A 13987-nucleotide genomic window follows, 5' to 3' on the forward strand; every position below is an offset into this window, starting at 1 on the left:
ACGGTCCGGCTCGGTTTGCTCAACAAGCCAAAGATATGTCCACTACCAGTCTTGATAGGTGTTTCAATGTTGTCAAAGTAGTTGCCCTCGATCAGTACTTGCACAGATGGTCCAGCATCCACTGCATGGAAGAATCCGCCGCTCTGTTGCGCATTCGTGTTGCGGAAGTAATTGCTAAGGAGATGAATAATAGCCTGCGCTCCGTCAATGTGCGGCGCCCGCCCTGAGATCTCATGGAAATAGTTATTTGCGATGGTGATCGTCTGCGGGACACCAAGAAACAGGAGATTCCAATGGTGCTCCCCGTTACAATAGGAGGAATAGGTATCGCTGCCATCGAAGTCGTTCCAGGAATCGTAATATTCGTCGTAGGGCCAAAACCGCCGGCAATCATCTGCCGCCCGATATTGTGAAATCGGTTGTGATCGATCCTAACCAGGTCGGCTCGTGCAATTGCAATAGCATCGCCGGCAAATATCACGCCTTGATTGATATCACTGATGGTCAGGTTGCGAATAACGACGTTGCTGACCCCATTTAGGCGTAGCCCCTTCCCTTTGATTGTAGCGCTCAGGCCAACGCCGATCACCGTCTTGTTTGAGCCAATCTCCAGCGGGCGCTTGCCGGCCCTGTCGAAGCCGACCAATGTCTTCTCCTTGCCATCGCAATGCGCATCGTTGCCGTCTATAAGGAGAAGGGACTCACTCTTGTAAGGTGCCGAACAAGCACGGCCGTATTGGCAACCCTGCCCCTCGCCTTTCCCTTCCGTACCTTTCCGACTACCTGGATCTCGCGCGGACTATTGTCATTGCAGTGCCCGTAGCTGTACGAACGACACATACTTCAGAGCTTTGGTTGATCTGACCTGAACTACCTCGCCTCCAAGGGCGCCCGTCGCTGCAGAGCCAAAGCCCTTGAGGGCTTCCGATCGCACATTGTTCGATCCGAGCACGGAAGAGACGCCGACGACGACAGCAAGTCCACCGAGCACGCGCAACGACCGCTTGATGTGCTCATCGTGTCCTTCATAGGCATATGCTCTCTCTTACCCGGAAAATCCGCACGAGGACTTGAACTCTCGAACTGAAATGCTGAACTGGAATAGGCCATCAGCATGCGGCGTTAACGCGATCAGATCGTCCTCAATAAGGCAGGATCGGAAGATCGGAACCATGCTACGCAACAGCCGAAGTGTGCAGCCGCAGGCTCCGCGCCAGCTGTGATGGATCTGGGTAGCCATAGAGCCAATCACGGCCGATGAAAGCAGCGGTCGATGCTTCGAGGCCCCGTCAGCGGAATACTGTAGCGCGCAACACGTCTGGCCTGGGAGGATGGGCCGTCGCTCTTGACGTTTTGCTGGACCGGCGGGAGGCGCTTGAGCTCTTCGGCATTTTCGACCAGCGCCAGAACGCGTGATGCATGATAATTCGCATCCGCGGGAAACAGATAGGCGGCGCGGCTGGGATCGTCGTCTTCCTGGATTGCACGTCGGATGTCAGGCCCCCTTCTTCTGCGATATAGATGGGCCAGATTGGCCCCGTATGTCGCGTGCCAGACACATCACACGGACGGACGCCTCCTATCGATTTCATGACCGGCAATCATCACGCCGCCGGAATGGCTACGATTTCCTTGTTTTTGATTGTCTGTCCAGTGCCAGGGGCGGATCTAGCACAGCCAGTCACCGCCAACCTGCGACTCGCGGCGCTTCGAGCTGATGCGGCAGGGCTCAGCCGCAATTCTGGTCGTCCCCACTCACAGCCCTAAGGTGAAGCTGCTCATGTGCTGCAGTCATCGGCACGAAGAGCCGAATTCGTCTGCAAGCGGGCGCATAGAAGGCAACGGCTGACCAGCGTGCAAACGCACCCTCCGATGTGCACCTGCACCTTTGACGCATCATAGGTTTGCTGCCCCCAGGGCCTAGCGCGCGCGGAGGAATGAAACCACCCACCAAAACTGATCGTTTTTATGATCCAGCATGAGGTGTACCCCAGTCCGAATCATGAGTCGCCCGGCTTTCCCTCGGGCTGCCGGGGAGCTTCGTCGATGTACACGCCGCCCTCCTTCCAAGTTGTCGATATCACCGACGTTCATCGGACGATGCGCCAGGCACGCTCGGCGACACTGATCACCGCTACTCACGAAGGGCTTGTTAGAACGATGCTGCCCGTAGTACTCGACGAGCGCGAAGGCTCCATGGGCACGATTTACGCCCACGTGGCGCGTGCGAATCCGCAGTGGAAGCTGACACCGACTGGCGAGGCGATGGCCATTTTCGCTGGAGCGGAGGCCTATGTCAGCCCCTCCTGGTACGTGACCAAGCACGAGAGAGGCGAGGCCGTACCGACGTGGAACTATGTCGCTGTGCATGCCTACGGGGCGGTCGAATTCTTCGATGACGCCGATCGGCTGCGAACGGTGGTCACGCGGCTGACCGATGTGCATGAGCGCTCGGGCAAAGACCGCTGGGCGGTTTCTGACGCCCCTGCCGATTTCATCAAAACGGAGCTTAAGGGGATTGTCGGTCTGCGATTGCAAATTACACGCCTCGATGGCACGCGGAAGATGAGCCAGAACCGCAACGCGGCGGATCGCGCCGGCGTCATCGAAGGGTTATCGAAGAGCGACCGTGACGAAGACCGTCGTGTGGCTCACCTCATTGCGAAAGGATGACGAACTCGAACGACGTATTGTGAACGACGCGGTATCACCTGCATTTTCTCCATATCCTCGACTGCTCTCCTTCTGCGCAGCGATGCGCCGGCGCCGGTCGGTTCCTGCTCGGGTCAGGCGCTTTTACAGAGCACAGAAAACCATACACGACGCCATCGCTTGCGCGTCGCCTATTGCGAGCGGCAGCAGCGGCGCGAGGCCCTGAGGCCAACTCCGGAGAAGAGCGGTACACCGGTTGCAATCCGGGGCCTGCTTCGGGGCGCATGACAGGAATGCTCTGCATTGAGATCGGATTCAAGGGTGCTGCGCTGGCTCCACTGTTATCAAAGCAACCCTTCCTAAACCACTTTAGCACTTGGGATTGGCTCGAGCTGATCAGCCACACCGAGACTCTGCGCAGCCACAGGCGACGATTGCATGCATTATAAAGTAAATCATGTCGCTCTCCCGACTCAAACAAAGATGCTTTGGAGGGCGATTGCCGTCATTCTCTCGAACACTGCGTGTGCAGCTTTCGTCTGATTCCGCTTGACGCCCTGCAAGTCTCAAGAGACTTGCAGGAAGCCCTCAAAGCGTCCTGAATCTGACGTTACGGTCAGACTGTAGATCTTCTGATTATTCGCGAAAATCTGCGAGACCGCGGGATCGAGGTTGCTGTCGCTCGCTCCGACACTCCTCGATGGGCAGTAAGAAACGCGAATGTCTCAAATCCTCGAGGTCTCGCCGCTCGCTTGTGTCACGATGATCGGGGCTCCCGGAGCGCCCTGCTCGATATCGAACTCGAGCCTAAGACGGTGAAGCGACCTGTTCCGACCGATCCACGCCCTCCGGCGCAACCGGCATGCTGAACTGAAAGACCGCCCCGCGAGGATCATTGGCGCCCGCCCACATCCGGCCCCCGTGCGCCTCAATAATAGAATGGCAAATGGCCAGCCCCATGCCCATCCCTTCGGACTTGGTGGTGTAAAACGCCTCGAACACGCGGTCAGCGCTGTTCGGATCAAGTCCTGGACCCGTATCCCGAAAAGTGACCACTACGTTATTCGAGTCATCTGTCCGCGCACTGATCAGTAACTCGCGGTCACCTTCGTTGATCTCGCTCATGGCCTCGATGGCGTTCGTGATCACATTGAGAATCACCTGCCGGACTTGGACGCGATCTGCGCGGACGAGCGGCAACGCCTCAGTCCGTCGCGTTTGCACCCATACATCATTTTTCGCAAGTTCCGCGCGAACTAGGGCCAGCACCTCTAAGATCAATTCGTCAATTGCGAGAAGCTCCGTTTGCATAGGAGCCTTATTCATAAGAGCGCGGATCCGACGGATCACGTTCCCTGCACGCATACTGTCACGGACGATCAAACCGAAGGTCTGCCGAACTTCTTCCAGATTTGGCGGCTGAGCACCGAGCCAATTTAGCCCCGCCCCCGCATTACTGCTGATCGCGGCAATCGGCTGGTTGACCTCATGGGCGATTGAGGCGGCCAGCTGTCCCATTGTCGTGATCCGATTGGCGTGTGCCAGCCCCATCAGAGTCTCGCGATACCGTCGTTCGCTTTCACGGGCTTCCGCTTCCGCTCTCTTTCGCCCTGTCAGGTCGAGGACGAAGCCAACACCTTGGTCGTCTCGCGCATCGAAGACGGCGAGGCCAATTAGCACCGGCACGCGGCTGCCATCCTTGCGGACATACTCTTTCTCGAACTGCTGAACGGCTCCGGTCCGTTTTGCTTCTGTTCCAGCATCCAGTGTGCGCTCGTGCCATTCTGGCGGTGTCAGGTCGAGACCGTTCACTCGCCCCGCGACGAGATCCTCTCGGTCGTATCCAACCATCGTGAGGAAGGTTTGATTTGCCTCGATGATCTCGCCTCCTTCGCGAATGATAAATATTCCGATGATGTTAGCGTCGAGTAAGCGCCGAATTTTTGACTCCCGTTGCTGAACTTCGCTGTACAACCGGCTGTTTTCCAGCGCAGTTGCAGCTTGCGAGGCAAGCATTTTCAGCACCGAGTTGCGGGCAGCCGAGAATATGCGCGCGGCGAGATTATTCTCCAGATAAAGTACGCCGATCAGCTTGCCCTGCGTGATCAGTGGCAGGCAAAGAATAGAACGCGCTTTGCGCTCGCGGATATACGGATCTTCCGCAAATGAAGGCTCGGCGGCAGCATCTTCGAGAATGACGTTTTCGCGGACACGTAGGACGAAATGCAGCACGGACTCGGGAAGTGCCATCGGAGTTACGGGCTGTTCATTCACCTTTACAAGCAGCGCATCTGCTACCGCTGCGGCTTCCGCCTCGATCCGCGGCTCGCCTCCATGCAGCAGAATTAACAAACCTCGTTCGGCGCCGGCCTGCTCAATGGCAGTCCGCATAAGCGTGTCGATTAGTTTTTGAAGAACCATCTCGCCGGAAATCGCCTGCGACACTTTTGTAACCGTCGCGAGATCAAGATGCTCAGCCGGAGCTCCGATCCTCATTCCATTCGCGGCAGGAGTGGTCTCCTCATGGTTGAGATGGGGATTCAGCTCGTCGAGCTGACGCACTTTGCCATCTGCTCCCCAACGAAGGTAGCCGCGCCGCGCGTCCTGCAGGTAAACCCGGGAGATTCTGTCAAAACCGCGCGCAGCATAAAAGCGCGCTGCAAGTTCGCAAGCGATTGCCTCGTGGTGGGCGAAACCGTTACGTGCTGCGGTCTGGATTGAGTGTTCATACAGTCGCATTGCGTCTGTATCGCGGTATTCCCGCCTTGCAATTTCAGCGCCGACCAAGGCAGCCCGATTCTCAAAGTTTTCGGGGCAATTCGTCGCCCATATCTGCAGCTGTGTGTAATGGGCATCAATGATATCCCGATGTTGGTGTTGTTCGCTTTCGCCTGGCTTGTCGCAATAACATGAGTGAGACAGCGCACCATAGAAGTGAAACTCCGCGATCAAGGGCTCTGTCGGCATGGTCCATAATTTGGGCTCCGCCTTGGAGCGAGCATCAACAGCCGCAGCATAATCGCCGGCTATAAATCGCGCCTGAAGTTTGCGGATCCAGTAGATGGTTTCGCTAGGTGACGGCTCCGGACTGCGTGCCAACGATCGCTCGACGTCTAGCTCGTCAAATTGTTGGTCATCGAAGCAACCGAATGAGCGCGTGAGGCCGCGCATGCTTCGAATGATTGCGAGCTGAGCGGCTACGGTATCAGCAGCAAACTGAACCTTTCTATTCCGTATCATAGCGAGGCTTTTCTCTATCTCGTTCTGTACCTCTTTCAGGGGATCTCCGGCCATGATCATATTTGAGGTTAGATGAAGCAAGCTGTACGCCTCATAGATGACATCGCCGCTGCTGACCGCAGCTGCGAGCGCTCGCCGAATCAAAACCCGGCCACCTCTTAGGGGCTTCGTCCACGGGATGACGTTGCACCCGAAGGCCAAATAGACGGGAGCCCGAAAACGGGAGAACTCACCGCGATCAACCAGGTCGCAAGCAAGACGACCAAATTTGTCAGCTGCTTGGTAGTCACCGAAGCGCCCGGCCAAGATTCGGCCTAGCCATGCGTAATGGGCGCAAGAAGCATCAGTGTTGCCGTATTCGAGGCTGATGGTGACAGCTCTGCAGATGACCAAAGCGGATAAATTGGCGTCCGTGAAACCTGCGGGCGGAAGAATCCGGGTCAATACGGCAAGCGTGGCAAGCGTGGTCTGATCTGTCATTGCAGGCAAACTAGCAAGATCCTCGATTGCGTCGGGCAGTTGTGACCACATCCGCTGATATTCGGCTAATGTTTCCTGGTCCGTCGGATGCTGCGACCACTCGATCCCGACGTCGTGAAGATATTCGAGCCCTGTGAGCACTGCCCGCCCGTGCTGACCGAGCGTCAAGTAAAGATCGACCCGCAAACATGCGACCGTTGCTCGCTGGGGCGCGTTCAAGGCGCGCTTCGACAGTACGGACAGGAGGCTCTCTGCAATTTCCAGCTGGCCTACCAAGAATTCGCATTCGGCCCGGCTTGTCTCCAGTGCGAACGCGAGTTCGTGGCGCCTTTGCCAAGAGTGCTCCGCGAGCAGCGCAGCACCGAGGGTGAAATATGTGAGTGCCGAGGCGTAGGCCGCCGACGCCCTGGCACGCTGCCCTGCCACTAAATTCAGCTCTGCGAGCTGCTCACGCTCCTGACCGGAGGCAATTAGCGCGACACCTCGATTAAGTTGGCTGACGATGTCGAAGATCGCCTCTTCGCGTTTGTGCGCAGGGACGTGTGCCGCCAGCATCCTACCGATCCGCAGATGGGCAGAAGCGCGCGAGGATTCTGGCACCAGCAAGTAGGCCGCCTCTTGAACGCGATCGTGGAGAAAGCGGTAGGCTGTTCCGTGGCGCGCGATCAGTTCCTGCCGGATCGCCGGCCACAGGGTCGCGTGCACCTGCTCCTGCGAAATTTCGAGCACGATCGCAAGCTCCGCCGTCCCGGCGATGTTGCCGAAACAGGCCAGCTGTTGCAGCGCGTCCTGCGTTTCCTCGGGCAGGCGGATGAGCTTGCCGAGCATCAGATCCACGACGTTCTCGGTGTACGCTTTTGCGTGAATACGCTCGAGATCCCATCGCCAGCGCGCCGACTCGTGATCGAACGTCAACAGCTGCTCTTCGGCCAGTTCAGAAAGGAATTGAATGGCGAAGAACGGATTACCCATCGTCTTCTGATGCACCAACTTTGCAAGCGGGGCAGCGCGTTTTGGTCCGCAGCGAAGGGTATCCGCGACTAACTGCGCGACATCGTCTGCAGTGAGCGGCGATAGCGTGATCTCCTCGCAATTTACGTCGGCTCCCCTGATGGAGTCGAGCTTGCGTTTGAGTGGATGGCCTGCATCAAGTTCGTTGCCGCGGTAAGCTCCAATGAGCAGCAGGTGCAGATCCGACTGGGTCAGGAGATCCTCGATCAAGTCGAGCGTTGCGGCATCATGCCACTGCAAATCGTCGAGGAAGAGCACCAAAGGATGGGTTCGCCGGGCGAACACGCCAATAAAGCGACGAAGCACCAGCTGGAAACGAATTTGCGCTTGCCGGGCTGGAAGCTCAGCAACCGCGGGCTGCTCGCCAATGATCAGGCTCAGATCGGGAATCAATTCGGCCATCAGTCGTCCATTCGCGCCGAGCGCCTCCCGGAGCGCTTGCCGCCAGGTGGCGAGTTCGCCCTCACTTTTGCTGAGAAGAGGACGGACAAGACTCTGAAACGTCTGCACTAGCGTCACATAGGGAACGTCGCGCTTCAGTTGGTCGAATTTGCCTGACACCAACTGCCCGCGCGAGGGCACCAGTGCTTTGTGTAGCTCCTGGACGAGCGAAGACTTACCGACGCCGGAGTAACCGGCGACGAGCACCAACCTCGGCGCGCCGCTCTTCACCGCGCGATCGAAAGAGGCAAGCAAAGCCTCGATCTGAAGGGCTCTGCCATAGAGCCTCTCGGGGATGAGCAACCGATCAGGTGTGTCGTCTGTGCCGAGCTCAAACGGGTCGATGCGACCGTGGGTGGCCCATGCTGCGAGACAGTGTTGCAGATCGTGCTCAAGGCCAGCGGCAGTCTGGTAGCGTTCCTCGGCGGTTTTCGCGAGGAGTTTCATCACAATCTGAGATATCGGCAGGGGGAGGTTTTGTGATTTCTCGACGGGCGGGATTGCTTTTCTTGCAATATGACAATGGATCCACTCCAAGGGATCTGAGCCCGTGAACGGCAGCGCGCCGATCAGCATCTGATAGAATGTCACGCCAAGTGAATAGAGATCACTGCGACAATCGACCGAGCGATTCATTCGTCCGGTCTGTTCGGGCGCCATGTAGGGCAACGAGCCGGCGATGAACTCGGCAGGCTCAGGCGGCACGCGCTCGCGGGAAAGACGGGAAGCCAGACCAAAACCAGTGAGTCGTACCTGTTCGTCAGGACAATTGACCAGAATGTGAGCGGGTTTCAGGTCCTTGTGGACTAAGCTGTGCCGGTGAAGCTTGCCCACGGCCCTGGCGATACCAACAGCGAGGCGCAGGAAGCGCTTGGGTTCCATACGGACCCCGAGTAAATTTAGCAGTGGCTCGCCGCATGGATCCTCCAGGACCAGCATAGTCCGACCAGCTTCCCTGATCAGTTCCAACGGCCGCACCGCCCATGCCTCGTCTAGCTCCTCCCTCAGCTCATACTCATGGGCGAGGCGGTCGAGCGTCGTTGGGTCTTCCGTGATGGGCCGCACGGCAAGCACGACAGCCCTGCTGCCGTGGATTTGCCTCGCACGGCAGAACGCGCGATCACCGTCCTCCCACAGGGGCTGGATGTCACTGTCGACATTTGAGCCGAACAGTGTTCGGCTGAGGGGGTCCCGCGGCATTTGCCCGCCCGGTCAATAAGGACTGAGCCGAAACCTGACACATATGGGGCGAGCTTGTGAAGGGACTTCGCAAAACGGCGCGAGTACCGATTAAGGCCGCCAAAGAGTGGACCGCGGCACCCCGAGACGCGACTTACACACCCAATGCGTGGCCCGATCGTGTCGATCCAGCCCAGTCCTGCGCGCCGGCCGAACGAACGCACGTGAGCGCCCCTGCAGCAGCTCGAGTTCGAGCATCTTTACGACAAACATGACGGAAAGGACTTGAATCGCACCTAGCGTCAGGTTGTACGAAGTCGGTGCGAGGTGCTTTCCTCAACCGCGCAAAGAGCAACTCACAGGCGCTCTGAGAAAAAGAAAAGTTCATGTGCTGATGCCGCTGCTACTCGTTCTGATGTCTATTTTCCTTAGTATGGGTGCGATAGTCTACGCCGCTTGCCGATCTCAACGCGGGCGGGATCGGCGCATGCACAGGCACGATAGCGCCAATTCGCTCAGCTCGCGCCCCCGCGTTCAACTACCAAGGCGCCGGGCATTCTGATCCTTCAGCCGCATAATGGGTCGTCCGCTGCAGCCTCATTCGCGAGGGCCAGGCGACACGCGCCGCCATGCTAAAGCGAGCGCCTCAAGTTCTGGAGTCGGTGCTTCTCGATCGCTGCTGATCGTTTGATCGATGCCGCGGGGCCGATCCGACGCGACGGCGGACAGACGCGAAAGGCAGTTCTCGACCAGTCGGGCGGTTTTTGCTAGACTTTCCTGTACCATCACGCTGGCGCGAATGGCTGACCCGTCACATACCTGGAAAATCTCAAACTTTGCACTGCGCGAAAGTCCTTGAAAGGCAACGTGGTCAATCAAAGGTCGTAGTAGGGCGACGATTCTACTGTAAATCGTACAAGTGAGGCTCTGATCGTGACCAGGCGCTCTGAACCGCGGAAGGAAGCCGCAAATGTCGTAGGGCCGGAGGTGAGGCCGCGCGTCTTCCTCGTCGACGATGACCTCTCAATGCGCGAATCGCTGGTCAACCTATTTCGTTCGATCGGTCTGGATGTCGTTGCTTACGGATCGGCCCGGGAAATGCTCCAGAGCGAGCTCCCTGATGTTCCTAGCTGCCTTGTGCTTGACATCAGGCTGCCGGGATTGAGCGGCCTTGAGCTCCAGAGTGAGTTAGCCAAACTGAAGATTCACATTCCTATTATTTTCATCACCGCTCATGGCGATATTCCGATGACTGTCAAAGCCATGAAGAGTGGAGCAATCGATTTTCTCAGCAAGCCGTTTCGCGATCAGGAACTACTCGATGGCGTAGTCGCAGCTATCGAACAGGATCGGAAAAGACGAGGTGTAGACAAGGTGGTCAGGAGGCTGCAGTCCTTGTTTGAGGCCCTAAGTCCACGAGAGCAGGATGTATTGAAACTAGTCGCCGCCGGCTTATTGAACAAACAGGTAGCTGCGGAACTCGGGCTCGCCGAGATTACAGTCAAAATCTATCGCGGTCACGTGATGAAGAAGATGGGAGCTCGATCGCTGGCCGATTTGATCAGGATGACTGAGAGGCTGGGAATTGGGACCGACCGTTTCAGGGTACAAACCTAGGTATGGTTTTACAATTTCGTCGTGCAAGCGCATCCTTCTGCTGGCCGTCATGCTTCCGCCAGCGCCTTCGCCCAACTAAGAACGGGTCGTCTTGTCTAGGTATTCAACTATTTCCGTTGTCGACGACGATCCTTCGATTCGTGCCGCACTGAACAACCTTTTGAAATCGCAGGGTCACAACGTTCGTACGTTTGCATCGGCTGACGAATTCTTGCGGTCATCTCAATTGAACGATACGTCCTGTGTCATTGCAGACGTGCAGATGCCCATGATGAGCGGCTTTGAACTTTTGGAACAGATGCGGGCCCAGGGCCACGCTGCGCCATTCATCCTGATGACTGCCTTCGCAGATGATCGCACGCGAGCCCGCGCGTTGAGCGCCGGCGTAACCGGCTTTTTTGCCAAACCCTTTGCCAGTCTGGAGTTGATCGCCTGCGTCGATGAAGCGCTTAGCGAGCATCTTGGTGGAACGAACGCGTGAAAGATGGGGAAGCAGTCTGGACCAAGCCGCACCTGCGCGGCGCTTACGATGTCGATCAATGCGCGATTACCCGTGCTACCGCGTGCCAGTGGCGATCCTCGCCCTTCGATCTTGCCGCATTCCTGTCGTTGTTGTTGCAGTTTCGGCATCTGGTTGAAACACTTCGTCGGGCTCCTGACAAAGCGCCTCTGGTATGATCGCGCAATCAGACGAGGCGAGGCCCTCCTCGCTTTAACGAAGGAGCGCCCTACGTTCAGTGCTACGATCCTTGCTGACTTAGCGCGAAAGTGCCACGGCAGCGGCTTGCCGGCAGTACCTCGTTAGAACAAAGAACTCACCTGAAACTTGTGCGACCGCTCCAGATAGGTCGGGCACCGGAGTTTGTGGGAGGAAAGGCGCGGCGATCGCGGCCAAAATCACGCAGTCGGTCGAAACGATCGGTGCGGAATTCACAAAAGCCACAAAGATCGCATTTTGGCGACGTTGGCTTTCGCAGGATCGAGTGGTGTGCGCCAAACTCGCGAACTTGCGTTCGCTCCCAGCAACCCTTCGGCGGGCCGAAGCACCCAAAACCTACGCATCCGCTGCAGGGCAACACAAATGCCCCTGGTCGAAGCGATTTCAAGCCCAACGCCTTTGCTGCCGAACGCATCCACGCCGACCACTCTCCGCGCCGGTCCCGGCCAAACGCAAGGCCCAAAGCGGGGCTCTGGACGCGCGATAAGCCCGCGCGCTGGGCCAGATCTGCGGGGCCGTGTCCCTTCTACTCGCGGGACCGTGAGCGTGAGCATCCAACACACGCTTCCGCCTGGCGGGCCGCCATCGCCGGAGCGCATCGGCCCCTCTGGTCGCGACGAGATTTTTCGGCCCACATACTTCCCGTTTCCAAGCTAACCGCGCAGTATGCGCAAATTCTTCAATCGCGCGCGGCTAAGCAAGTTTGCCCGCGAAGGACGACTTAGCCGGGGCCCTCGCTGGATGGGGACGAAACTACTAAACATAGTAGCTTTGTTCCGCCTGGTTCTCGGGTAAGCCGTTGGAGCTGATTTTCAGACGCCCTACGCATAGCCCAAAGGACGCCGAGAGCCGCCGGAACCGTGCGCTCGTGGTCTGCCAATCCTGTACGATGTTGGCCGCGCGCTTGTTCGTCGAGCAGATTTTCTTGTCGAGGAGACGACCACATGGTTGGAGGACACGAGCCGCACAGAATGAAGACAGTCGAAATGCTAGAGTCCAACGTGCGCTCGTACTCACGTTCCTTTCCTGCTGTCTTCAGCAGGGCGCGCGGCTCGATTATGTTCGCAGAGGGTGGCCGAAAGGTCATTGACTTTCTGTCCGGCGCTGGAGCGCTAAATTATGGCCACAACAATCAGGAGATCAAATCGGCAATCAGCGAGTATCTGGAGTCGGACGGGGTCGTCCACGGCTTGGACATGGCCACTCCAGCAAAGATCGAATTCATGGAGACCTTTAGCTCTGTCATCCTTCGTGAACGGAATCTTTCCTACCGCTTTCAGTTTACGGGGCCTACGGGAGCTAACGCTATTGAAGCAGCTCTAAAGCTCTCGCGTAAGATCACAGGACGTCACAACGTCATTTCTTTCACGAATGGATATCACGGCCAAAGTTTGGGAGCCATAGCCGCGAGCGGTAACCGCTTTTACCGCAAAGGCAGCAGCATTCCCTTATCCGGCACAACGTTCATGCCCTATGATGGGTATCTTGGCTCCGCTCACAGTGCGGCGGATTACGTGCGAAAGGTATTAATGGACGAGAGCAGTGGCACTGATCTTCCAGCCGCCATTCTCGTCGAAACCGTGCAAGGAGAGGGAGGCATTAACGTCGCCGGCGAGGAATGGTTGCAGTCAATTCAGGCTTTGGCAAAAGAGGTCGGAGCTATTTTCATAGTTGACGATATCCAAATGGGCTGTGGCCGTACAGGCGAGTTCTTCAGTTTCGAGTTCGCTGCGTTGTCGCCAGACATTGTTGTACTGTCGAAATCGCTGAGTGGGTACGGTTTGCCACTATCGATGCTCCTGATCAAAGAAGCGATTGACGCATGGGAACCAGGCGAGCACACGGGGACGTTTCGAGGAAACAACCTTGCACTCGTCTCTGGCAAAGCGGCTTTGAATCTGTATTGGCGCAACCAGACGTTCTCGCAACAGGTCCGACGATTGGGCGCATTTATGCGGCGTCGACTCGATGCTATCGCGCACCAGCACGGAAACAGGTTTGCTGTTCGTGGACGGGGCATGGTATGCGGATTCGATTGCAAAACGACCGAAATCGCAGAGGCGACGTCACATAGAGCGTTTGAGAAGGGATTGATTATCGAGCGATGCGGACCGACCGATCAGGTTGTAAAGTTCTTGCCTGCACTTACGATCGAGCAAGAAACGTTGGGACAAGGCCTCGACATATTCGAGGAGTCATTGACCGAAACGTTGAATTCAGCCCGAGCAAGCTAAACTTGTAGGCACACGAGAGAAACTGTTGCTAGCGACCGCATCGCCGCACACGCCGAAATGGTCAGGAGTTTTGAGGCCATGATCATGAAGGTGAAGCCTGAAGGCCAACTCTATCTGTGACCCTCCGAGTCGGCTGATGCGCGGAGAACGCCTGCTGCCCTCCTCGATCCACAACACGTGAGTGCGAGCAGCACCTTGACCATAGAACCTCGCAATCGCGAGCGATTCTGGTCGAGCTGGCTTATCTAAGTTTCCACTCTGAGGTCTGCCGAAGGTGAGCTCGCAGCGGAATGGAGTCAAATGGTGTGGTATGGCTTCTTGGTGCCCACGTGCCCAGCCGCACGGGTGCGGACTTTGTTGGGACCGTAGATTGTGCAGCAGCGATCCAGCCTGAGCCGTTTACAGCATAGGTGCA

General features: G+C 57.2%; 6 protein-coding genes. 4 read left to right on the forward strand and 2 right to left on the reverse strand.

The features are described 5' to 3' along the window. Positions 1 to 91: 91 nt before the first annotated feature. The gene (locus IVB01_RS04710; RefSeq protein WP_247333140.1) at positions 92 to 646 is read right to left on the reverse strand and encodes a hypothetical protein; all 555 of its coding nucleotides are present in this window, start codon (positions 644 to 646) and stop codon (positions 92 to 94) included. A 1400-nt stretch (positions 647 to 2046) separates the two neighbouring features. On the opposite strand from IVB01_RS04710, the gene IVB01_RS04715 reads away from it, so the two are divergent. Continuing rightward, positions 2047 to 2673 (forward strand): FMN-binding negative transcriptional regulator, encoded by a 627-nt coding sequence (locus tag IVB01_RS04715; protein ID WP_247494265.1) that lies wholly within the window; start codon positions 2047 to 2049, stop codon positions 2671 to 2673. Between the two features lie 786 nt (positions 2674 to 3459). Here IVB01_RS04715 and IVB01_RS04720 read toward each other — a convergent pair. Continuing rightward, positions 3460 to 9024, reverse strand: coding sequence for a trifunctional serine/threonine-protein kinase/ATP-binding protein/sensor histidine kinase (locus IVB01_RS04720; protein ID WP_247494266.1), 5565 nt, complete (start codon positions 9022 to 9024; stop codon positions 3460 to 3462). Between the two features lie 966 nt (positions 9025 to 9990). On the opposite strand from IVB01_RS04720, the gene IVB01_RS04725 reads away from it, so the two are divergent. The 3 genes from IVB01_RS04725 (at position 9991) to ectB (ending at position 13572) form a co-directional block, all read left to right on the forward strand. Then, positions 9991 to 10620 carry a response regulator transcription factor gene (locus tag IVB01_RS04725; protein ID WP_247355029.1) on the forward strand — a complete coding sequence of 210 codons (630 nt, stop codon included), beginning with the start codon at positions 9991 to 9993 and terminating at the stop codon, positions 10618 to 10620. Positions 10621 to 10711: 91 nt separating this feature from the next. Next, a complete protein-coding gene (locus tag IVB01_RS04730; protein WP_247354904.1) occupies positions 10712 to 11101 on the forward strand; it encodes a response regulator in 390 nt (129 codons plus the stop codon). 1208 nt (positions 11102 to 12309) lie between these two features. After that, positions 12310 to 13572: a diaminobutyrate--2-oxoglutarate transaminase gene (gene ectB / locus IVB01_RS04735; RefSeq protein WP_247494267.1), complete on the forward strand. Its 1263-nt coding sequence runs from the start codon at positions 12310 to 12312 to the stop codon at positions 13570 to 13572. The last annotated feature ends 415 nt before the right edge of the window (positions 13573 to 13987 follow it).

This window comes from Bradyrhizobium sp. 164, from assembly GCF_023073715.1.
GTDB lineage: Bacteria > Pseudomonadota > Alphaproteobacteria > Rhizobiales > Xanthobacteraceae > Bradyrhizobium.